This window comes from Patescibacteria group bacterium, from assembly GCA_028716665.1.
GTDB lineage: Bacteria > Patescibacteriota > Patescibacteriia > UBA2591 > JAQUPP01 > JAQUPP01.
The window spans coordinates 242891-266415 of record JAQUPP010000002.1 but is presented as its reverse complement, the minus strand read 5'-3'; the positions used below and the strand labels follow the sequence as shown (position 1 = coordinate 266415).

Below are 23525 nucleotides of genomic sequence, written 5' to 3'. Positions count from 1 at the left end.
GTTATGGTTGTCTGGTTGTCAGTTTAAAAACTAAAAACCAATAACCAAAAACTATTTAAATACTACTTGTAACTTGAAGATTATTTTGTATTTGGCCGGTCCGGTGGAATATTATAATATTTTAAAATAAATTCCGATAGCTTGCCGAAAGTCGGCGCGGCTGTCGTATCGGCAAAATGCCCTGTTGCCGGATTATCAATTTTTATCAAAGCTATGAATTTAGGATTGGTTGCCGGTGCAAATCCGATAAAAGAATGAACGGTTTTTTCAGAATAATTACCGCTTGTTCCGGCCACTTGAGCAGTTCCTGTTTTGCCAGCCGTAAAATATCCCGGCACTCCCGCCCCTATTCGCCAGCCGTTTTCCAAAACTGAAACCATCATTGACGTTAAAGTAGCGGCGGTTGATGAAGAAATAACTTGGCGAACAAAAACCGGTTCTCGCTGAATAGTCTCACCATTTTTAATAATTTTATCAACAATATAAGGTTTCATCAATTTACCTTGATTGGCGATGGCAGCTACGGCATTAATCATCTGAATCGGCGTAACACTGATACCTTGCCCAAATGAAGCGGTGGCCAAATATATTTCCGCTTTCTGCTCCAAATTGTCAATATTACCGCTTGCCTCTCCGCTTAATTCTATTTCAGTCAATCTGCCAAAACCAAATTTCTTAACATAATTTCTAAATGATTCTTTTCCCGTGGCCTTGGCGGCAAATACCGCTCCTGTGTTGATTGATCTTTCCAGAACATTAGTCATAGTTGCTTTGCCAAAAACTCTGTCTGCGGCATTTTTAATAACATGTCCGTCTATTGTCAGAGATCCTGTATCAACGTACGAAGTGTCTGGAGTAACTTTTCCGGCATCAAGCGCGGCAGCCATGGTGATCACCTTAAAAATAGAACCTGGTTCATATGAATAATCAATGGCTGAATTTTTAAATACTTCCAAATTTTTAATTTTTGAATATTGATTGGGATCAAAGTCAGGTTGATTGCATAAAGCCAATATTCTTCCGCTCTCAGGATCTTCAACAATAATAGAACCTCTTTCCGCGCCGTAATCTTTTACCGCTTGCTGTATTAACTGGCAAGCGAAAAATTGTATAGATCGGTCAAGAGTTAAAACTATATCTTCCCCTTTTTCCGCTTTTTTAATTTCTTGATAAGAAGAACTGATTAAATATCCTCCCGGCGCTTTTTCACCCTTCATTTGGCCAGGAACGCCTTCTAATTCTTGATTAAAAAATTCTTCTATGCCATATTGACCGCTTGGCTTATTGTCTGATGGAGAAACAAAACCGACTACATGACTGAAAAGATTTTTTTCCGGCCAATATCTTTTAGAAATTGTTTCAAAATCAATACCTTCTAAATTTAGCTTCTTAATGGCATTGACTTCATTAATAGTCAATTCTTTTTTTAATAATTCGTAAAAATCTTTTTCGCGAGAAAGGCGCTCTATCATCGCTTTATATTCATCCGTTTTTTCACCTTCTTCAATTATTTGATCGCCGGTAATATTATCATGGAAATTCAAATAAGGCGCCATTTTTTCCAGCCATTCTTCCGGATTGGTAATTCTGGCCGGAACAGCGATTAAATTATAAGTATTAATATTTGTGGCAAGCGGATAGGTCTCGCCTCCGTCTTCAATTAAGATTCTGCCTCTTTCAACGGGAATTATTTCATTAACCCCTCCCCTGTTTTCAACCGAAGTGGTATAGAAATCATGACGCAAAACCTGCAGCTCAAAAAGCCTGCCAATTATCAAAAATCCGCAAATAAAAACAACGACTATCAAGATTTTGAGCCGGGGCATAATATCTTATTAAACATTAAATAATTAACGTCTGGCAAGGGTTTGTTCTGTTGGGGAAAGATAATTGATTTTAGTAGTTTTAACCATGCCTAAAACGGAAATGTTTTGATCAATATTAGCAAGAGAATTTAGCTGAGACACTTCTTGGGCTAAACGCTCATTCTCAGTTCTTAAAGTCGTTAATCTAAAATTAGCTTGTTTAATTTTTAAACTGTAAAAAATACCGGCGTTAACTTGGGTCAATGAAATAATTACCATCAACAAAACAATACCTGCCCCAACAGCATTAAAAATAAAATATTTATCTGACTCCTGTCTTAAATTAGATTGTGATATTACTTTGTAAGAAGTCATAAAATTTAAATAAAATAATAATTATATTTTTTCTGCAACTCTTAATTTGGCGCTTCTGCTGCGCGAGTTGATTCTAATTTCTTCATCCGTCGGAATAAGCGGTTTCTTGGTTATAATTTCCGCCATTCCCTCTTTCTTGAATTTTTTAAAAAATAATTTGACAATCCTGTCTTCTAAAGAATGAAAACTGATCACTGCCAATCTGCCTCCCGGACTTAATATCTCCATCCCCTGATTTAATGTTTGTTCTAAAATTTCCAATTCATTATTGACTTCAATCCTTAAAGCTTGAAAAACTCTGGCCAAACTTTTGATATGAAACCTTCTTCCCAAAGTTGTTTCAATCAAACCGGCCAATTGAACAGTTGAAGTAATATTTTCTTTTTTTCTGATATTGACTATCGCCTCTGCTATTTGACGAGAAAATTTTTCCTCGCCGAATTTCCTGAAAATTTCCGTTAATTTATCTTTTGGATATTGGCGGATAATCATTTGAGCGGTGAAATCTTGAGTAGTCGGACTGAATCTCATGTCCAATGGTTCGTCTTTCGCAAAACTGAATCCCCTTCCGCTTGTCTCTAAAAGATCAGACGAAAGTCCCAAATCCATTAAAATACCGTTTATCGGACCAAAATTATACTGTTCAACAATTGTTTTTAAATGAGCAAAATTGTCGCAAACTAAAATTAATCTCTGTTCTTCTATTTGCTGAAGTTTTAAAATTGCTTCTTGAGACAAATCTAAACCTAATAACTTGCCATTAGGTTTTGTTAAAGATAAAATTTTTAAAGCATGTCCCCCGCCGCCAACCGTGCAATCAATAAAATTTTTATTTTTTTGCGGATTCAGATATGCAATGACTTCATTTAAAAGTACCGGTGTGTGTGCCATATTACACGCCTAAACCCCCAAGCTCTTCGGCAATATCAGTGCTTTCTTCTTCTGATTTTTTCTTATATTCTTCCCAAGCTTGTTCATCCCAAATTTCCAAGCGATTATAAAGTCCGGCAATAACTATTTTTTTATTAATACTCGCGTATTGTTTTAAATAATCAGGTAAATTTATTCTTCCTTGTTTATCAAGCTCCACTTCCATCGCACCAGCCAACATTAATCTGGAAAAAGCTCTGGTCTTGGATTTATTAATCGGCATTGCCGCCAACTTAGCGGCTAAATTATCCCATTCTTTTTTAGGATATAAAAAAAGACAAGCATCTATTCCGCGAGTCACTACTGCTCCCTTTAAAATGCTTGCTCTAAATTTGACCGGAACGGCCAATCTATTTTTTTCATCTATTGTATAATGGTATTCACCAATAAACATACAAAAATTATTTAAAAATTTAAGTTCGCAAAACGCAAAATTTTTAACTATAATTTTGAGTACCGAGCACTCAGTATAATTTATAAATTTTTACTGAATTACTCGTTATAATAATTATATTTGAAATATTTTAAATAAACTGTGTTGAGTGCTCGGTAATAATTTTGTAGCTCCGACTTAACGTCCGGAGACAAAATTTATTAGTTATTCACATAAAAACTGGCTTATCCCCACATTTATCCACTTTCCTACACAACGAATCAATTGTAATCCATTTTCTCCCACTAGGCAACCACCTGATTGTGGATAACTTTGAGCGACTAAAAAGAGCGAAACCCCGTCCTAATTTTGCCAAATTTTCTTTTTAAAAATAAAAATTTAAAAATAAATTTTATAAAATTCTCGCGAGGCGCGTGTCCCGAATAGGGACATTCCTTGTTGGGCGCAGCGCCTCGCCTAAAATTTTTCATTCGCAAAATTAGGATAGGGTTGAATAACAAAAAAAGACCCAAAAAATTGAGTCTTTTTATTTTTTAAACTAAATTTTTATTTTAGAATTTTTTGACACTCTTGGGCAATCGCCAATTCTTCATCGGTTTCAATGGCTAAAATTTTTGCGGACTTGATAAATTTTAATCCTTGGCAAATATTTTTTCGAGTATAAGAATCTCCCGCGCCGATTGCTCCGGTGAAAACAATCGCGTCAGCGCCGCCTAGAATTCCAAAATAAGAACTGATATATTTTTGAATTCTATAAATAAAAATTTCAAAAGCCAATTTTGCCTTTTTGTTTCCCTTTTTTGCGGCTTTTAAAATTTCTCTGAAATTACTTGTTCCAAACAAACCTTTCATTCCGGATTCATAATTTAACAGATCGTTTACCTGATCCATAGATAAGCCGCATTCTTTATTAAAATAATTAATAAGACCCGGATCAATATCACCCGAACGTGTCATCATCACTAATCCTTCAAGCGGAGTAAAACCCATACTGGTATCAACCGCCTTGCCTTTTTTAATCGCCGCCATGCTGCATCCCCCGCCCAAATGGCAAGTGATTAAATTTATTTTATTCAAATTCTTTTTTAAAATTTTTGCCGCTTGGTTGGCTACGTATTGATGAGAAATACCATGAAACCCGAAACGTTGAATATTATATTTTCTGTAATATTCAAGCGGAATGGCATACAGCTTGGCCTGCAGCGGCAAGTCAATAAAAAAACCGGTGTCAAAACACCCTACGTGCGGTATGTCATTTAAATAAACCCTGGCCAATTGCGCCACTTTTAAATTATAAGGATTATGAAGAGGAGCCAAACTGCTGTAATTGGCCAAATTTTTTAAATTTTTATCATCAAGCAAGGTCGGCTTTTGAAATTCAGTTCCGCCATGCACTATTCGATGACCAACTATTTTAATATCGGTTAAATTACCGATTTGTTTTAAAACAGAAACAACAGCGCTTAAGTGAGCGTCACCGCTGATCGGCAAATTTTCAAAAGATTCTTTTTTGACAACTTTAAGCGTCTGATAATCAAATAATTTGTATTTCAGAGAAGTGCTGCCGGCATTTAAAACTAAAATTAAGGCCATATCGTTTATTAATGATAAATAATTTGATAAATAATTCCTCCGACAAACATCAAACAAATGAGACAAGCCAAGGGCTTAGCCAGATTAAAATTATATTCCGGTGTTCTGTCGCCCATTTTTTTCGCTTTGTAAAAAATTGTTATTAAAATAATACTTTGAATACCTGAAAGAATGCCGCCGGAAAAACCAATGACACTCACAAAACTGTTTAATCCGAATAAAAATAAAATCAGCGGAATAAAAACCGTTAATCCCCAACTTGATAAAACGGGAATTTTATAATCTCTTTGGAAAACTTCTTTTAAAACATAACTCAAAGACAAGAAAGAAGTGCTTATGGCTAAAACGCCGAAAATTCCGCAGACAAGAAGTATTAAGTTGCTTGTTTTGGCAGCCAGTCCGAGAATGGCAGTTTCGGAAGTATCTTTTCCGCACACTCCGATCACGGCAAAAGTAAAAATAATATAAACGATAATCGGAATAAGATGACCCAAAAATATCGTTGGTTTAAGCCATTTGGTTTTTTCATTAAGCAAACGGCGCATTGTCGGAATAGCGGTTGCTCCACCCAAAGCGAATAAAACTATGCCGTAAGGAAAAAATAAATTCGCGGGATGAAATGTTTTGAGATTATCAAGATGGATATAAGGAAAACTGAAAATAAAAATAAACAAAGCGATAAAAATAAGACCGCCGGTCATTAATAATTCCATTTTACTGACAATGCCGATACCTTTTAAAACAATCAAGCTGACGCAAGCCCAAAAAATCAAAGACCAAAAAAATTGACTGCCCCCCAAAATCGGCCCTAAAATCGCTTGTAAAAATTGACCGACGCCGATAATATAAGCCACTAAGGCGGCATAGATTCCCAATATTAAAGAAACAGTCATTATAATCTTGCCCTTTTTGCCCAAATAACGTTCGGTATAACCTGACATTTCCAATTGATCCTTGGTGCGCAAGACTATCTCACCATAACAAAAACTGGTTATTAAAAATACTCCGCCTAAAATCAATAAATAAAAAAGGCCCACCATAAAGCCCGATTTATTAAAAGCATACGGCAAGCCAAAAATTCCCGCTCCGACAATTGTTCCGATTAAAACAGCAATAGCTTCGAAAAATTTTTTATTTTTCATATTTTATTCATTACTCGGTTTTTCAAGTTCAAGCGGGTCAACGCCGCTTTTTCCTCCGGCAATTTTCGTTATATCTTTGTCAATTTTTTTAAATTCTTTGTATGCGGAATTATACATGCCAACTGTCGTTCCGAGATTATTGCCCAATTTTTTCATATATTCTTCATAACTTAAAAGATGCTTGCCGACATCGCCGACATTTTTAATAATTTCTTTAATTGATTCCTCAATTTTAAGCGCTTTCAAACCTTGTAAGACGGTTTGTAAATAAGCGAGAAAACTCGTCGGTGAAACAATAATCACGTGATATTTGCCGGCTGCCCGCTGAATAATACTTTCTGTATCCCCTGTTATGCTGCCGATTTTATTAATCAAGAGATCATAATAAATCGCCTCGTGAGGAATGAACATAAAAGCGAAATCCATCGTATTTTCGTTCGGCCGAATATATTTCGCTGTTTCCGTGACTCTTTGTTTCAGATCACTGACAAATTGTTTTTCCAGCTTATCTTTTTCCGCTTGATTTTTTTCTTCAATAATACGATTATAATTTTCCAAACTGAATTTTGAATCAACCGGAATTATTTTATTTCCCACAAATACGACTGCGTCAACAATTTCCCCGTCCAAAAATTTATATTGCATTTTATAAGTGTCGGGCGGCAAAATATTTTTCAAAAGCGTTTCCAAATAATATTCACCGAGAATTCCTCTTTGTTTCGGATTTTTTAAAATATCCTGCAGGCTCTGCAATTGTTCGGTAAAATTTATAACCTGCTTATTGGTCTCGTCCAATTTGGTCAAATGCTCAGTAACCTCTCTGATAATTTGAGCGCTTTGGCTGAATTGCTGCTGCAATATCTGATTTGACTGGCCAAGCTTATTATCTATGGTTTTATTCAATTCATTAATCTGGTTTTGAATCAATAAAAAACTCTGATCGCCCTTCCCTGTTCCGAAACGCTTGTTCAAAAAAACAGCCAGGCCGATGAATCCGCCGATAAAAACTACGATTAAAACAATGAGTAAGGTATTCATAATAGTATAAGTATAAATTATTATCCTTAAAATGTCAAAATTAAGATTGATTAACAAATTTAGAAGAAAACAGAGCCAAAATGCCGCTGGCTATTACTCCGATAGTCAGGCCTTTTATATCAAACCAAAATGAGAAAAAACCCGGCTGAAGATCTTCGGCAATTATAAGCAACAAAAAACATATACCCACGATTATAAAAGTATTACGCAAAAAATAATAAGCAATCCCGGCAATTTTTTTAAATAATATATTCATTTTAAAATTTATTTATTTTTCTAAGCAAATAATTTTTCAAGTCCGCAAAAATAGTTTTCCAATCTTGAGTTGATCGGCTCAGTTCAACTTCTATTCTTCTGATTTTTATTTGATGGCGGCCGTCAGTCAAACCGGGCACGGAAATAATGAATTCCAGAGAATGATCCGTGATATCGTCCAAGCTGACAGAAAATTCCGCGCTCTGCTCTTCCAAATTATCTTTTGAAATATGATTAATAATTTGATCTTCGGTTGATTGTAAATCAAATCGCCAATCAAGAGGAGTTATTTTTCTTTTCATCAGGCCAAGTTGAACAAGCGATTGTCCTTCATCTTCATAGACAACTTTAATTTTCGCTTTGGAAAAAGTTCGTGAAATTTTCACTTTAAAATAAACCGGTTCGGTAAAAATGCGCTGAGAACAAATATCATTTTCTTTTTCCACGCCCCCTACCCTATTTTCCGGATAAAGATTGGAAACAACCTGAGACTCATTGCAAAAATCATTGACCAAAAAAAGTTTTCCCGTAACTACCAAATTTTTATAAACCAGCCAACCAAAAAAGAAAAGCACGCCGATGATTAATAAAATAGTATAAATTTTTAAAATAATTTTCATATAACCATTTAATGGTTTATAGTTTTTGGTTGATAGTTATGGTTGTTCGGTTAAGTGTTAAACTGAAAACCATAAACTAAAACCACCAACTAATAACTATTGACTATATTGGGCTGATACAACCAAATCATCACCTGTCCGATATTTTGATGATTACCCAATATGGAATCAAGCTGATTAATAATTTGATCTTTGCGATTAAACAACATCCATCTTCCTTCAGTCATAAAATAACACTGATTTGCGCCGGTTACTTCCATGGCTTTTTCAATATAACGAATTGACGGAGCAGTATTCATGTTGTCAAACAATTGAACTCTTTCGGGCTGGCGATATTCAATATAATAAGGAAATCCGCCCGTAACGATTTGTTTTCCCGAAGCCGCCTCTAAGGCCAAAAGTGGCCAAGTATTGGCTAAAACGCAGTGTTTATTCGCCAATTCACCTGAATTGATTTTTCCCCAAACATATTTGGCGGCCGCCAATTCATCCGAAGAAACGGTTTGAGACTTCGGTCCGGAAGCATAAACGGTAGTGGAGGTTAAACCGATTATAATTATCAAAGCAAAAATTATAACTTTGCGCGAAAAAACAGATTTGGAATATTCGGTTAAACAATAAATCCCCCATGCCAACGGAATCATCATCAAGAAAGAAGTTAAAATCACCAATCGCTTGGAAAAAATATGATTGCCCTCCATGAAATAAGAACTGATAAATTGGTTCAGCAAAAAAATAACCAAAACTAAAACAAAAAGATGTCCGATTTTCGGTTGAAATAATTTACGATAATTAATAATTCCCAAAATTATTAAAAATAAAATTATCGGCGTAAGTATCAAATGCCAAGGCAAGGCCTTCAACAGAGTTGCCCTGGAAAGATATTCGCCCGTCTGTGAATAAAGCCAATTATCCTGTTCCATCCGATAAAGACGCGGAAAGATGGCGTCTGAAGTTAAAATTCTAATCGGAAAATTTATCAAAGCGCTTTTAAAATCAGTTGAAGTTAAATTCTTTTTAAAAGATGAATATTGATTATTCGTATCAAGCAAGGGAATTAAAAACACTAAGGCCAAAAAACAAATAAAAATCAGGGCCAGCCAAATCATTTTGCCGCGTTTGAATTTATAAAAATTCTTAAGCAAAAATACTAAAATAAATATTTCCACGAAAACAACCAAATAAAGAACGTAATTAAAATATAAAAATGGAATTAAAAAAACCAGTCTTTTGAGCAGCTGGCGAAAAGAAAATTTATCCATGAAATATTCCAAAAGAAAAATCAGAGAAAATAAAAATGGCAGAAAGCCGAAAGCCTGCGGCACAGTAATACTGCCGTAAATTTGAAAAGGAAAAAATAAAACCGGCGATAAAACCAACAAGCACAAAAATTCTTTCTTTTTGGAGAATAAACTGCCGATTTTCAAAAGTAAAAACGGCAAAAATATTGAGAACAACAATAAACCCAAAAAAAGATCAATATAAAAAATATCAATTTTCGTCAGCCAAGAAAGAGCGATTGTTATCCCCCACATATTGGCGTAAGAAGTTTTATTGCCCGCGATCAAAACTTCGGGAATTTTTATCGGCCCCAATTGCTTGTAAGAAATCTGTTCGCCAAAGAGAGACGGCGTGTAAATATGACCGTCCATCAGCCATTGTTCAGCGCCAAGATGCCGCCATTTATCGCCGCCAAAACCGGTTTGATATGTTATCAACAAATAAGAATGCAAAAGCAAAGAAGTTAAAATAATGAAAAATAAAAATGTCTTTAAACGGCATTTTGAAAAAATAAAAAGCCCGATGACAAAAATTATGAACAGCCAGCCATAAAGATAAAAAGGATGAATTACTGTCCACGGCGAACGGATATCAGCCCCTGTTCTCGCCCTGAAAAGTAAAAACCAGCAAAAAATATAAGCAAGGCCGAATAAACCATAAACAAATTTTGGAATTTTAATTTTTTCTTTATTTTCAACCAGTACCAATTCTTTTTCCATTTCTTCGTCCTCCCCTTTTCTTTTCAAACGGCTTGATAAAGAAATGATAATTGTCAGTAAAATCAATAATAACGCCAAATAAATCGGCGTTATTTTATAAAGAACAATCGGCACGGCCATGCCGAAAGCGATTAAAAAAAACAACAAAAATAATCCGAAAATAAATTGAAACTCTTTTTCAAAACCAAAACGCGCTAAAATTTTCCCCAACCAAACGGAATTGATTAGAAAATAAAAAACAGAAAACAATAAATAAAATCCCGAAATGTGCCAAAACTGAAAATTTAAAAACCAACCGACTGCGCAGAGTATCGCAATTAACGTAAAAACAAAATTTTTGTCTTCTCTAATTTTTAAAAACAATTTCTTCATGGTAAATTTGTTCTAATTTTTGAACCGAGGTCGGCCAATTATATTGTTCTTTCACCAATTTAAAACTTTGAGCGCCGAGTTGATTGGCTAAAACTTGATCTTCCAAAATTAAAGATATTTTTTGCCTTAAATCATTAACGTCACGAATTTTAACTTTAAAGCCGTTATTTTGAACCAAGGTTCTCGGTCCGGGCAAATCGGAAACAATAATCGGCTTGGCGCAAGCCATGGCTTCAACCAAGACCAAACCAAATGCCTCGGAACGGCCGATTGACGGCAAAACGCAAACATCGGCCAAGTTATAATATTTAGGCAAATCTTCATCTGAAACATGGCCGGCAAAAATAACTTTTTCTTTTATATTTAAATTATTGGTCAGCGCTTGATATTTCGGTTTCAAATCGCCTTCGCCGACAATAATCAATTTGCAATTTATATCAGCGATGGCCTTGATTAAAACATCAATCCCCTTGAAATAATGCGCCCGATCCAGTCCGCCGACAAATAAAACAATTTTCTCGCGATAAGACAAATTATATTTTTTCAATAATTCTTCGTCTTTGGGTTGAAGATAAAATTTGCTGGTGTCCACTCCCAGCGGCACGGCAATAAATTTTTTTTCAAAACGATCAACATATCGTCTGATATGGGAATAATGGGCGTAATCAAACGAAGAAACTAAAATTTTGTCCGCCGCTCTGGCCAATAAAGGAATAAAAATTAAACTGTAAAGTTTAAAAAATATTCCGCGCCAGCCGCGATCAACCAAATCCATTTGATATTGAACAACCAACGATTTCTTGATCAAACCGCAAAGTTTGGCGAAAATAATAAATTCAGCCCCGATAAACGGCCAATGAAGATGAATAATGTCAAAATCTTTCAGATGCCAAGTAACTTGCGGCACCATGGCGGCATTTCCGAATTTTAAAAACGGTTTTAAATAAATAACCCGAAAATCAGGACTTTGAGCTGGTAATTTCTTACCTCCGTATCTTGGCGTTAAAACTAAAACATTATGTCCCCTTTTTGCGAATTCTTTAACCTGGGAATAACAGGTATTACCCATTCCGCCGAAATAAGGAGGAAATGTTGAAACAATATGAGCGATATTCATAGATTCTTTACGAAAGCCTTAATTATGCTATAATTTTACTATAATTAAGAGCTAAAGTCAATAATTTGGCACAAAATTTATTAAAATACTTTTATGACAATACAACAATTAACAGACTTAATTATGAAGCAAGCCAAACAAAAAGGATTTGGCGTAAAACCAAAAGAAATTAATGTGGCGGAAAAAATCGCTTTAATTCATTCGGAAATTTCCGAAGCATTTGAGGCTTATCGCCATAAAAATATTAACGGCAAAAACGGTCTTAAAGAAAAATTGGGCGATGCTGTTCAGCGCATTCTGCATCTTTGCGGTGTTTTAAATATAGATGTTGAGAAATCAATATTAAAAAAAATAAATTCAAACAAGAAAAGAGATTGGGATTGGGATAAAATGAATGAAAAACATTCTTAAAAAATTAATATGATAAAATTTGATAAACCTCAAAAATCTGAATATCCTCAAATAGTTAATTTGGTAAATAATGCCGATCAAATTTATCTCAATATTTTTTCTCCGCAAGAATTCAAAGAATATGATTGCGCTTCCGAATCAATTGATAATTTAATAAAGGGAGAAAAAAGTAGAGAATATTTGTGCGCTTATAATGAGAACGGCGCTATTATCGGATATTCATCTTTTCGTTTAAAAAATCCCCAAACCGTATGGTTAAGTATGATATATATTGATCCCAAATATCAGAAGAAAGGTTTTGGCAGTATTTTCTTGAATAAAATAGAAGAATTCGCGAAAAAATTAAACGCATTAGTGTTGGTATTAGAAACTGACCAAAAGGCGGTCTGGGCCACAAATTTTTATAAAAAAAATAATTATCAAATTTTATCCGACGAGGATCTGAAAAAATATCCTTTTGACAAAGTATTAGAAAAAAATCAAGTTGAAGGCCGTTATATTTTTGGAAAAAAATTATAATTTTTTATGGATCAAGAAAAAATAAAAAATCATTTCAATAATCACAAAGGATTAGAAATGTATTTCTCGCCGGAAATTGCCGAAAAATTCGCCGAGCTTGAGCAAAACGATAAAAATTTCAAAGTCGCGGAAATCGTTGATCGAACGATTATACAGGAAATAAAAGATATACCTGATCCGATTTACGCTGCTGAATTGGGCGGAGGCGCGCATCCCGACAGATATCATGAATTTTTCAACAAGTTACTAAAAGAACCGCGCGGCCATATTGATTGGGTGGACATTTCGCCATATATGCTTGAATTGGCGGGGAAATATATTTCTGACGAAAAATATCAGAATCGAAAAGAAGTTATATCGTTTGTCAAAAGCGAAATATTAGAATATTTACAAGGCCTTGAGAATGAAAAACTTGATCTGGCTTTGATGAAATACACAATTGATCACCTAAATAATCTTAATGAATTATTCAAACTGCTTGCGCTGAAATTAAAAAATGGCGGCAAGCTTATCGCCACGATCGGCAGTTCAAGTCCGGAATTAAAAAGTTATTCAACAAACGCACGCTTTTTATATAACGGCGAACAATTTCCCGACAATGAAATCAGGATATTAAAAGACGGAGATAATTTTACAGTCAAATTTTTCAAAGTGTCGGGCGATCCTAATTCCGGTTATTTGGAAGGAGCGGAAACAGTAAAATATTTTTACTCTGCGGAAAAAATTAAACAACTTGCCGAATCTTCGGGTTTTGACATTTTTCTTGGTGATTGGAAAGATTTTGTCAAACAAGACAATCAAGGCAACGAATCAATGAACCAAGAAATTTTAGTTTTAACAAAAAAATAATATGACCGAGCAATTTAGAGAAAAAAGTTTTTCGCCGGAAAAATCCGATAAGCAAATTATCATGGGTTATTCTTCTATTTTCGATCAAATTCCTTCGGATCCCAAAGAATTTGAAGAATTTAAAAATAAATATAAACCGGCGATTGGTAAAATTATAGACGCCTGGACCATCCCGGACCTTTATTCGGCGACTAAAGAAATTATTAATCTGCCTGATACTGTTGACGAAAACGAAATGAGACGCAATTTAACCTATCTCTGCTCCGCTGAAATTCCTATGATGCAGAAAGATCCTCCCCTGCCGGCCGCGCTTTGGGCTTATACAATAATTGACAAAAATATTCTTATGAGACTCGCATCAATTTCTTAAAAAAATTATATGGAAAATTTTGAAAAACAATCTTCTGAAAACAGAATTAATGAAATCAAAAATACTATTTCAAAATCCTCAGAAGGAATCGAAAAAGAATTTCAAAGAACAGTAAATTCATGGCTCGCCTGTTTTACCAGCCGGGTTTTCGCGATTGAAATTATGATGTCTGATAAAAAAGTTGAAGATGAACTTGGATTGGAAAAATATAATACTGCTCAAGAAAAACTGGAAATTTTGAAACAAAAACTTTTTGATTTGAAACAGCAATATCCGGACAGAAATACCGTACCGCCGGATGAAATAAAACAAGAATTATTGGAAATGTTAGATATTTTAAATTAAAAAGGGGTACTGGGACTCAGAGAGAAAAGAAAAATGGGAGCAAATATATTTGCTCCCATTTAATTTAATCTTTATTTATCATTTTTTATTGTTAAGAAACCGCCCCTACAAGCCGCCCAACCCTTTTTTATAGCCCCTTCCTTTTCTAGTTCTGCGATTATCCTTTCGTAATCGTCCATTCTCAGGTCAAAAATGATTCCCAACTCCTTAAAAAGATCCCAATAATCCTTGTATCCTTTAGCTTTCTCGGCGCACCCAATTGCCTTCAGCATCACCGGTGTTAATTCTTTCTTTATTTTTTCGTAAAGCTCTTCTCTATTCTTTACTAATTCCTTAACCACCAACGGAGATATTTTATTTTCTTTCTTTTTTCCCATAGATCCCCCCCCTTTTTTTTCTTTTAATTTAATGAACTTTATATAAAGTAAAAATAACAAATTTTTTGATTTTTGTCAAGTTAATTAAGACGGGGTTGACAAAAACCGAAAAATACGCTAAAATATTTTTTATAAAAGCTAAAAATAAGTTCATTGAAATTAAATAATCTGCCCGCGCAGATAGGAGGAAATAATGGAAAAATTATATAAATGGCCCAAGCTGTCAAATGTAGGAGTAATTTTTATCTTTATTGTCTTTCCTTTTATTCCGGCTAGTTTGGCAATAATGTGGCTAATAGTAGGAATGGCAATGATTATTTATAAAATTTGGTTGCTAATAAAAAACGTCAAAAAATGTCTAAGAAAAATACCCTTAGGAGATGAGGGCTAAATAATTATATTCTCTGTACTTTTAAAAAATAATTATTGGCTGGATTTGGTTAAAATTAAATATTGGCGTTGACAATAACAAAGGAGGAAATAATGAAAAAATTGGGCGGGAAAATATACGATTCTGTCATGCTGGTTATTCTCTCTATTATCCTTGCAATCTTGGGAATTTTAGAATTAATAGTCTGTTCAATAAAAATTCTAATCCAAGAATTCCAATCGATTTGTTCTTTTTTCAAAAAAATCAGAGAGTGGCTAAATAGAATGCCCGCGGCGTGGCAAGCGATGATTTTATTTCTTGCTCTCCTCGGGATAGCCTGGGGATGGATAAAATTTCAGTATACATACATGAAATGGTAATAAAAAAGACGGTGTATAAAAAATTATACACCGTTTTTAAATTTACCTCTTCTACCAAAAAATTATTTTTCTAAATATTTTCCAATATAAGCCGAAAATGGGATTAACCAAATATTTCAATAATGGGTGCTCAAATCCGGCAAAATTAAATTTCGCTTCCAGATATTTGGAAAATTGTCGGTCGCTGATTTTTCTGGTTCTTTGAACTTTTGCCCGTTTAACCAAGGTTTTAGGAATAAGACGCAGAGCGCTGAAATAACTTTTTATTTTCAAAGAAAACCAGCCGCTCATTAAACTATAACCCAAAACTCCCAATTCCATAAATAACCAAGGTAAAAAAATCAAAATTAAAGTCGGCAGTTTATAAAATTTAAGCAAAGTTAATCCCCTGTTTCTCTCCGACCAATACCAGCGATGAGGTGAAACCCCGGCTCTATATTTGTGATAAACCAAAGATTGAGGCGCTAGAAATATATTATAACCCAAGAAACGCGCTCTTAAGCAAAGATCCAGGTCTTCATGATACATAAATAAATCTTCGTCCAATAAGCCAACTTCTTTTAAGGCCTGAGTATTAATAAACATTGCCGCTCCGGAAGCGTAGGTAATGTCCCTGGATTGCAGTTGACTATTCGCGATTGGCAGTTTGTAACCGCCGGAATAACCAAAACCCAAAAAATGAAATTTATCGCCGGAAGTTTGAATTTTATCTTTTTCCGGCCAGCAAAGAACAAGCGGCTGAAAAGCAAAAGTTTTGGCATTTTCATTATCCGCCACTCTGGCCAATTCTTCTAAACAATTATTATCACAAATCGTATCCTGATTTAATAAAAAAATAAAATCTAGCCCGCCTAAATTTTCCGAAGAAAAACTTTGGCGGGTAAAAGCTTCTTTTATCCCCTGATTATTAGCTTGGGCAAAACCCAAGTTTTTTTTATTTTCAATTAAAATCACTTCCGGAAAATTTTTCCGAACATAATCAACAGAATCATCTTTTGAATTATTATCAACAAAAATAATTTCCGCCGGTTTTAAAGTTTGATTTTTCAAACTATTTAACAAATCCGGGAGATATTCCCGGCCGTTATAACAAACAATTATGATTGCGATTTTTTTAGACATAATTTAATCCAAAATAACTTCTCCCGAAATCGGTCCTTCAATTCCGGCTGCATTGGCTTCGTCAGTATCCAAACATAAAACCGGCGTAAAGCTCGGGTCAATATGGAGATAAACTTGATTAAAAGTAACGCTTCTTGAAGGAGTGCTGATTTTTACCGAGACAAATTTTCTGCTGTCCAAATTATAATCTTGCATATATTTCGGTGTAGCGTGAATATGCCGCCATGCGATAATAATTCCTTCTTTCAATAAAACCGTGCCTTTTGGCCCGATTAACATGCAACCGGCAGAACTGCTTAAATCTCCGGAGTGCCTGATGGGCGGATTAATACCCAATTTCTTTGCATCAGTCTTGGAAATTTCCACCTGGGTTTGTTTTCTTACCGGACCTAAAATTCTCACTTTTTCAATTTTATCTTTTTCTGTTTGAATGGTAATCGTTTCCGTGGTGGCGAATTGCCCTTTTTGAGAAAGTTCTTTTAAATTATTCAATTCATAACCAACGCCAAAAAGCGCGTCCAAATGTTCGCGGCTTAAATGAATATGTCTGGCTGAAACTTCAACTGGAATTTCTATAATCATATTATTTATTAATTTGAGATTTATTTAATAATCCTTCCTGAGCGCCAACCTTGGCAATCACTGAAGCGCTGTTTATAATTCCCCAATGAAGCGCTTTTTGAATATCATTTTTGTCATAAAACAAACCGGCAATAAAACCGGAAGAAAAAGCATCACCCGCCCCAACCGTATTTATGACTTTAGCTTTTTTGATTTTGTGCGAATAAAATTTATCGCCGTTATAAGCAAAAACTCCTTTTGGTCCGGCAGTGATGGCGACAATTTTCGGCCCCATCTGATAAATTCTTTTTAATAAATGTTTAATTGACAAATCTTTTGTTTTTTGGGCTGATAAAACCAATTCTCTCGCTTCGTCTTCATTAAGAATCAAAACATCAATTTTTTTCAAAAACTTGGCCAACTTTGAATAACCGGTCTTCAGTTGAACAATTGAAGGATTCCAGGCTTTAATCGCTTTATATTTTAAAATCTGATTCAGCATTTTTTCCCAATATTTGGCGCTTAAAGAAGAAATATAAATCCATTTTGCGGAAATATTTTTCGGCAAAGAATTAAGATTCTCGCCCGGTCCGCGATAAACAAAAATAGTGTGGGCTTTTTTATTTTTCAGAGTCGTAACAAGCGAAAAACCGGTGCGGATATTTTTGTCGCGTTGAATAAATTTTGTTTCTATGCCCTGTTTTTTAAAATATTTCACCAGCTCATCGCCTTCCCCATCAGCGCCGACTCTGACAATAATAGCTGTTTTTAGCCCTAATTTAGCCACGCCAACGCCCGTATTATCGGCTCCACCGCCCCATGACCAATATGCTTCATCAGTATAGATTTTAGCCCCTAATTCAAAAGCGATTAATTTTTCACACAAAGGATTCGGATTATTAACCACTAATCCTTCGTTGGTGTAAAAAATAATATCGCGTATGGCTCCGCCAATTGTAACTATATCGTACATAATAAATTTAAAAATCTAAAAAACTAAAAATTTAAAAATTAGCGCAAGACTGCGTTTAAATCTTGTACAGTCTTCTGTCTGATCTCATCTTGTATTTTATTTATTTCCTCATTGGTTAAAGTTTTTTCCGGTGAACGATACACGATTCTGAACGTATAACTTTTTTTATCCTTGCCGAATTTTTCTTCATTTTCGTAGCTATCCAAAAATTTTACTTCTTCAATCAAGTTCTCGGCAAAATCTCTTACAATTTCGTAATAATTATTCAAATTTATATTTTTATCAATGACAAATGAAATATCTCTTGTGGTTGCGGGATATTTGCTGACTTCTTTAAACTTGCTGTTTATGTCTTTAAATTGACTGGTGATTCTCGGATCATCTGACCACAAAATTCTGATATCAGGAATTCCCATTTTTATCATCGCTAGTCTGTCTCCAAATCCAAAAGCCCAACCGTTATAAATTTCCGGATCCAATCCAAAATTTTTTAAAACTTGCGGATGCACCAGGCCTGCTCCGTTCACTTCCATCCACTCCCCGTTAAATTTAATATCCATTTCAACTGACGGAGTTGTAAAAGGAAAAGAATCAACAATAAAGTTATATTCAATATCCGGACCAAAAATACCTTTTGCCAAATCAATTTGAACATCCTTTAACTCCTTCACCGTAATAATTTTTTGAGATTTTTTATAAATACCCAATCCGTCGATCTGATGAAATGCCGGATAATGGCTTCTATCAATTGCGTCTTTGCGAAAAACTATTCCTGTTGAGAGAGCCTCTATTTGGCCATCTGTTTCTAATTTTTTCAAAACTTCGGGGTCTTTCAAGTAAAAAGACCACATGACCGTCATCTGCGTTCTTAAAACATACTCATCTGTAACATAATAAGTATCTGTTTCTTTTCTGCTCGGGTGGTCTTTTGGGGTGTTTAAAAGGTCAAAATTATCTTTAACCGTAACAATTCTTGGAAAATCAACCAAATCAAAATCTTTGAATCTGGGCAGCTTCAATATCTGATCAACCAAAATTTTAACAGGAGAATTTTCTTTTTTTGTCAAATCCGGAAGCTTTAATAATCTTTTAATTCTTTCGGCTTTAATATCACTTCTTTTATTAATTTCTTCAATTAAAGTATTTTCTTTTTCGTTTTTTATTATAATATTTCTTTGCATATTTTTTATTTACTTATCTTAAAAATTTATCAACTCTCTCGCCTATTTTCGCCTTCTGAGGCAAAATATAAATACCGGTATGATCCTGGCCCAAGCCTAATTCGTCTTTGGCGCAAAGCATTGCTTCTGATTTGACGCCCCGAATAACGCTTTCTTTAATTTCAATGCCGCAAGGCAATTTCGCTCCTTTAAGAGCCAAAGGAACCATTTGGCCTATTTCCACATTTGGCGCGCCGCAAACTATTTCCATTTTTTGCTCGCCCGTATCCACAGTGACAATTCTTAATCGGTCGGCATTTGGATGCGGTTTAATATCTATGATTTTCACGGCAATAACTTTTTCTAATCCTTTAACCGATTTTCTGGGTGTCAATTTCAAACTCTGTAAAATTTTTTTAAGCCAATTATAAATTAACTTCATACTATTTTAAATCTTATATTTCCTTTGAGAAGATAAAAAGAAAAATTCCAAAACAACGAAGAACAAAACTAAAAATAAAAAATTCCACCAACGCAAAAGATCAAGCCCTTTCAAAATCAGCATGGAGACAATCACTAGTCCCAGCCAAATCCCCTGGCGAAAAGCCAATTCCACTTGAACAAAAATCGGTTTTAAATTCAATCTTGTTCTGATAATAAAACCAAGAAGTGAGGCCGCGCCCAAAATAGCCAAAAATAAACTGAAATAGAATAAAATAAAACCAACCAGTCCCAGCCCTCTCGGATTGATAAAAAAAATTACCGCCACCCAAGCCAGCCAACAAATAATGGTTAGAATTGTCATTAAATTGAGATATTTTTTTAGGGTCATAAGTTTAAAAGTTACCAGCCCGAGGCTGGTCCGCCTTGGGCGGAGAATATAGAATTTAAAATAATAACATTATTATAGCACTCCAATATCTCTTGACAAGAACAAAAAAATGTGCTATTATTTATAATAAAAGGAGGGTAATAAAATGAAAATAGGTCTTGCCTTTGAAGTTGAAAAACTTCAAAAAAAACTTACCGAGCGGCTTTACGAACAACTTAAAAAAAAGTCACATAAATGGCTTAAGCCTTTCGATGGGAAGGAAGTAATGCTTAGATCCAATAAAGACAATAAACGTCAAAGTGGATTTCAACCTGAGATGAAGGAATACAGAGGAAAATTAACCGTCGATAAATATGGAGTCTTTGTAGGATCAGATTACTTTGATTTTAGCAATATTATCTACATTGAAACCATTGAATAATGAGATCCCAAATAGGCTTCTGTTTTGTAATGAAACAGGGCCTATTTTTTATTTTAAACAGCTTTGTATTCACAGATATCTTTAAAATCGCACCATTGGCACTTAGTAGCTTTAGGCGGGAATTCGCTTTGCTTGATTTCTTTAATAATTTTTTTGATTTTTTCCTCAATTTCTTCAAGTTCTTTTTCATCGCCTAAAAATGAAATCTTATCCCCTGTTTCCAAATAGTAATAAGTCAAACGCACTGCCGGTTCGCGAAATAAAGATCTAAGAGCCAATTGATAAATCAAAAGCTGCCACTTTTCATTCGCATTCAGTTTTTCTTTTAAATTGCCTGTTTTATAATCAATGATTTCTATTCCGCCTTCAACTTCGTCAATTCGGTCTATTTTTCCTTTCAACGCGTATTCCCCCAATTTAAAATTAAACGGGAGTTCCAATGATTTTATTTTTGGCGGATTTTTCATGAAATTATCGTAGAAAAGTTTCAAAATCTTTTTTCCTCTTTCTTTGTATTCATCCTGATTATTTTTATCTTCATACCATTCATCAATCCAACATTCATTATAAATTTGAATTAAATCTTTGAAAGTTATTTCTTTTTTTGATTTCTTTTTGCCGGACGTGACAAACAATTCCGCCTGTTTCACATCTTTTAATTCCAGATACTTTTGTAAAAATTTCTGAAGTGTGTTGTGAATGCTTTGGCCAAAAACCAAACTACCTTTTCCTTTTCTGGGAATTTTTAAAATATGAGCGAATTTATATTGAAGCGGACAAGTTTCAAAAGCCATTAACTGAGTAAAACTGAATTTGGTCGGCAATTGATAATCACTTTTTGATGAAACCATTATTTCTTTCGGAGCCAAAAATTGGCGCAAATCTTTGACAGAAGGAATCGGCTCGGGCGGAAATTTTTTATCAATCAAACCCAATTCATGTAAAAATCTGGAAAACTTTTTAACTGTTTTGCCGCCGTAATTTTCAGCAGAAGTTAAAAATAATCCGTCTTTGGCTCTGGTCATGGCGACATAAAACAAACGCCGTTCTTCCTGAAAATGAATATCGCCTTCGGGAATAATTTCTTTAATCAGAGCCGGCGGTATTTCAATGGCTTCGTGCCGTTCGGTGGTTGGAAAACGGCGATCAACCAAGTTAACGACAAAAACCCAATTAAATTCCAATCCTTTGGCGGCGTGAATGGTCATAACTTTGACTGTTTCCGGACCGCTCTCTTCGGCCTCAGTCGCGACCGCACCCGTGTCCCCCGCATCCAGCATCAAATCAATCATCTGGATAAAATTGGAAATTGATTTATCCAAATTGACTTCTTCAAAATTTTTAACTTTATTGAAAAATTGCCGCAGCCAAAAAATATTTTCAATATTTTGTTCATTGCCTTTTTCGGCCGATTCGGATAAAAGTTTCAAATAACCGGTGTCTTCCAAAAAAGCGTAAATAACTTTGCTGGCATTTTCTTTTTTTGCCAGCTGAGTGTGTTTCTCAATCCAGACCAAAACTTTATTCAATTCTTCGATTCCTTTTGGTGAAATATTCGGAACAGTTGAAACTTTGGCAATGGCTTCATAAATTGACCAATTTTTTCGATTTGCCCAATAAGTCAAATTAATCAAATCTTGATTCGGAAGTTCATCAAAAAAAATCGGCGAAGTTAAAATGCGGTAAACAGCCGGACTTTCGTGATAATTATCAAGAAGTTTCAAATAAGCCAAAATATCCATCACAATCGGTTTTGAAAATAATCCGGTCCTGGCCAAAAATTGATAAGGAATATTATTCCAACGCAAAGTTTGGCAAAAAATTTCCGCCTGATTATTCGCTCTGACCAAAATGGCGAAGTCGTTCCAACTCGCTTTTGGGTTTAATTTTCTTAGTTCTATAATTTTTTTAACTGTTTCTTTTGCTTCCTCTTCCTGCGTTTTGGCGTGAATATGCGCGATTTCCGCTTCTCCTTTTCGGGTTGATTTTAAATTTTTGCTTAACAAGCCCTTGAATTTTACGCCTGAATCTTTGTCTTCAAGATAATTTTGTTCAATAAATTTATAAGCCAAATCAAGAATCGCCTGCCGAGAACGATAATTTTCATCCAAGAAAACAATTTTGCATTTTGGAAAATCTTTTTTTAATTGAAACACGTTATTATAAGCCGCGCCGCGCCATCGGTAAATCGCCTGTTTATCGTCGGTTACGACCGTGATATTACCTGCCTGCCGGTCAGACAGGTTTTCCGGTTGGGCAAGCATTTGAAGCAATTTATATTGCGCCCAATTGGTGTCCTGAAATTCATCCACTAAAATATATTTGAATTTCTTGCGGTATTTTTCCAAAATTTCCGGGCGTTTTGAAAATAATTCAATGGTGTAATTAATCAAATCGCCAAAATCCAAAGCGCCGTTATCCAATAATAATTGCTGATAAGTGTAATAAGCATTGGCCACTTCTTTGATTCTGCCTGCCTCTCCTTTGACCAAATTGTCAGACATTGATCTATCGTTATCCATTTCCAAACCTTGAGCATATTCCAAATATTCTTTCGGCGAAATAACCTCATCTTTGGCCCGGCCGAAATGTTTTACCAGTTCGCGAATAAATTTGGTCGGGTTGCCAAGCGGACGATAATAATCCAAATCAAAACGATCAAAATTTTTCTGGACCAAAAAGCACTGCCCGGCCGTATCAAGCAATTTAAAATCAATAGGCAGGCCGATTTCTATGGCATAATCTCGCAAAACTCTTTCGCAAAAAGAATGAAAAGTGGAAATCCAAATATCAACATAACCATAAGGCAATAATTTATCCACCCGTTCTTCCATTTCTTGAGTGGCTTTATCAGTAAAAGTAACGGCCAAAATTTCTTCCGGTTTTGCTTGTCCGCTTAAAATCAACCAAGCAATGCGATAAGTAATGGCTCTGGTTTTTCCCGTACCTGCTCCGGCAATTATAATTAAGGGGCCGTTAACATGAGTAACAGCCTCTTTTTGCCGAGGATTCAATTCTTCTATAATTTTAGAAATAATTTCGTTTTCTGGCATACCCGCCTAAATTTATAATATTTAAATAATTTTTTTAATATAATTTCTACCCAGCCCCTTGATTATGCAGAAATATGGATAAATAAAAAATTTGGGCGGGCATGTTTAACATTTTACCACAAAAAATATCGAATGGCAACG

At 34.8% G+C, this 23525-nt stretch carries 25 protein-coding genes; 6 read left to right on the top strand and 19 right to left on the bottom strand.

The features are described from left to right. Positions 1-80 precede the first annotated feature (80 nt). The 11 genes from PHF10_04500 to PHF10_04450 all read right to left on the bottom strand — a co-directional run bounded on the left by PHF10_04500 (position 81) and on the right by PHF10_04450 (position 11641). Positions 81-1826: a penicillin-binding protein 2 gene (locus PHF10_04500; protein MDD5534982.1), complete on the bottom strand. Its 1746-nt coding sequence runs from the start codon at positions 1824-1826 to the stop codon at positions 81-83. A 24-nt stretch (positions 1827-1850) separates the two neighbouring features. After that, positions 1851-2180 carry a hypothetical protein gene (locus PHF10_04495; protein MDD5534981.1) on the bottom strand — a complete coding sequence of 110 codons (330 nt, stop codon included), beginning with the start codon at positions 2178-2180 and terminating at the stop codon, positions 1851-1853. A gap of 21 nt (positions 2181-2201) precedes the next feature. Then, a complete protein-coding gene (rsmH, locus tag PHF10_04490) occupies positions 2202-3071 on the bottom strand; it encodes a 16S rRNA (cytosine(1402)-N(4))-methyltransferase RsmH (protein MDD5534980.1) in 870 nt (289 codons plus the stop codon). Between the two features lies 1 nt (position 3072). Beyond that, on the bottom strand, positions 3073-3504 hold the full coding sequence (gene mraZ / locus PHF10_04485) for a division/cell wall cluster transcriptional repressor MraZ (GenBank protein ID MDD5534979.1): 432 nt from the start codon (positions 3502-3504) through the stop codon (positions 3073-3075). 546 nt (positions 3505-4050) lie between these two features. Further along, positions 4051-5097: an acetate/propionate family kinase gene (locus PHF10_04480; protein MDD5534978.1), complete on the bottom strand. Its 1047-nt coding sequence runs from the start codon at positions 5095-5097 to the stop codon at positions 4051-4053. A gap of 8 nt (positions 5098-5105) precedes the next feature. Further along, the gene (locus tag PHF10_04475; GenBank protein MDD5534977.1) at positions 5106-6239 is read right to left on the bottom strand and encodes an aromatic amino acid transport family protein; all 1134 of its coding nucleotides are present in this window, start codon (positions 6237-6239) and stop codon (positions 5106-5108) included. A gap of 3 nt (positions 6240-6242) precedes the next feature. Further along, a complete protein-coding gene (locus PHF10_04470) occupies positions 6243-7277 on the bottom strand; it encodes a DNA recombination protein RmuC (GenBank protein ID MDD5534976.1) in 1035 nt (344 codons plus the stop codon). A 40-nt stretch (positions 7278-7317) separates the two neighbouring features. After that, positions 7318-7533: a hypothetical protein gene (locus PHF10_04465; GenBank protein ID MDD5534975.1), complete on the bottom strand. Its 216-nt coding sequence runs from the start codon at positions 7531-7533 to the stop codon at positions 7318-7320. A 1-nt stretch (position 7534) separates the two neighbouring features. Beyond that, positions 7535-8152: a hypothetical protein gene (locus tag PHF10_04460; protein ID MDD5534974.1), complete on the bottom strand. Its 618-nt coding sequence runs from the start codon at positions 8150-8152 to the stop codon at positions 7535-7537. Positions 8153-8241: 89 nt separating this feature from the next. Further along, on the bottom strand, positions 8242-10524 hold the full coding sequence (locus PHF10_04455; GenBank protein MDD5534973.1) for a hypothetical protein: 2283 nt from the start codon (positions 10522-10524) through the stop codon (positions 8242-8244). Next, entirely contained in the window at positions 10499-11641 is a 1143-nt protein-coding gene (locus tag PHF10_04450; GenBank protein MDD5534972.1) for a glycosyltransferase family 4 protein, read from the bottom strand. The genes PHF10_04455 and PHF10_04450 overlap by 26 nt, the downstream gene beginning before the upstream one ends. Before the next feature lie 93 nt (positions 11642-11734). Between PHF10_04450 and PHF10_04445 the strand changes: the two genes are divergently transcribed. The 5 genes from PHF10_04445 to PHF10_04425 are packed head-to-tail and all read left to right on the top strand — an operon-like array spanning position 11735 to position 14135. Then, positions 11735-12052 (top strand): hypothetical protein, encoded by a 318-nt coding sequence (locus tag PHF10_04445; GenBank protein ID MDD5534971.1) that lies wholly within the window; start codon positions 11735-11737, stop codon positions 12050-12052. Positions 12053-12061: 9 nt separating this feature from the next. Continuing rightward, entirely contained in the window at positions 12062-12571 is a 510-nt protein-coding gene (locus PHF10_04440) for a GNAT family N-acetyltransferase (GenBank protein MDD5534970.1), read from the top strand. 6 nt (positions 12572-12577) lie between these two features. Further along, complete coding sequence (locus PHF10_04435; protein ID MDD5534969.1) at positions 12578-13420, top strand: methyltransferase domain-containing protein; 843 nt, start codon at positions 12578-12580, stop codon at positions 13418-13420. A gap of 1 nt (position 13421) precedes the next feature. Then, entirely contained in the window at positions 13422-13790 is a 369-nt protein-coding gene (locus tag PHF10_04430) for a hypothetical protein (GenBank protein MDD5534968.1), read from the top strand. A 9-nt stretch (positions 13791-13799) separates the two neighbouring features. Continuing rightward, positions 13800-14135: a hypothetical protein gene (locus PHF10_04425; protein ID MDD5534967.1), complete on the top strand. Its 336-nt coding sequence runs from the start codon at positions 13800-13802 to the stop codon at positions 14133-14135. 71 nt (positions 14136-14206) lie between these two features. Here PHF10_04425 and PHF10_04420 read toward each other — a convergent pair whose 3' ends face one another. The 7 genes from PHF10_04420 to PHF10_04390 form a co-directional block, all read right to left on the bottom strand. Further along, positions 14207-14512, bottom strand: a complete 306-nt coding sequence (locus tag PHF10_04420) for a hypothetical protein (protein ID MDD5534966.1) — start codon at positions 14510-14512, stop codon at positions 14207-14209. A gap of 801 nt (positions 14513-15313) precedes the next feature. Continuing rightward, positions 15314-16384, bottom strand: a complete 1071-nt coding sequence (locus tag PHF10_04415; GenBank protein ID MDD5534965.1) for a glycosyltransferase family 2 protein — start codon at positions 16382-16384, stop codon at positions 15314-15316. Between the two features lie 3 nt (positions 16385-16387). Beyond that, positions 16388-16963, bottom strand: a complete 576-nt coding sequence (gene pduL, locus PHF10_04410) for a phosphate propanoyltransferase (protein MDD5534964.1) — start codon at positions 16961-16963, stop codon at positions 16388-16390. A 4-nt stretch (positions 16964-16967) separates the two neighbouring features. Next, positions 16968-17918 carry a carbohydrate kinase family protein gene (locus tag PHF10_04405; protein MDD5534963.1) on the bottom strand — a complete coding sequence of 317 codons (951 nt, stop codon included), beginning with the start codon at positions 17916-17918 and terminating at the stop codon, positions 16968-16970. 38 nt (positions 17919-17956) lie between these two features. Next, complete coding sequence (locus PHF10_04400) at positions 17957-19099, bottom strand: hypothetical protein (protein MDD5534962.1); 1143 nt, start codon at positions 19097-19099, stop codon at positions 17957-17959. A 13-nt stretch (positions 19100-19112) separates the two neighbouring features. Then, a complete protein-coding gene (locus tag PHF10_04395; GenBank protein MDD5534961.1) occupies positions 19113-19520 on the bottom strand; it encodes a hypothetical protein in 408 nt (135 codons plus the stop codon). Between the two features lie 6 nt (positions 19521-19526). Beyond that, complete coding sequence (locus PHF10_04390) at positions 19527-19910, bottom strand: hypothetical protein (protein MDD5534960.1); 384 nt, start codon at positions 19908-19910, stop codon at positions 19527-19529. Positions 19911-20055: 145 nt separating this feature from the next. Here PHF10_04390 and PHF10_04385 point away from each other — a divergent pair, with 145 nt between their 5' ends. Further along, positions 20056-20331: a hypothetical protein gene (locus PHF10_04385; protein ID MDD5534959.1), complete on the top strand. Its 276-nt coding sequence runs from the start codon at positions 20056-20058 to the stop codon at positions 20329-20331. Between the two features lie 53 nt (positions 20332-20384). Here the strand turns inward: PHF10_04385 and PHF10_04380 are convergent, their stop codons facing one another. After that, a complete protein-coding gene (locus tag PHF10_04380; protein MDD5534958.1) occupies positions 20385-23384 on the bottom strand; it encodes a UvrD-helicase domain-containing protein in 3000 nt (999 codons plus the stop codon). Positions 23385-23525: the final 141 nt, after the last annotated feature.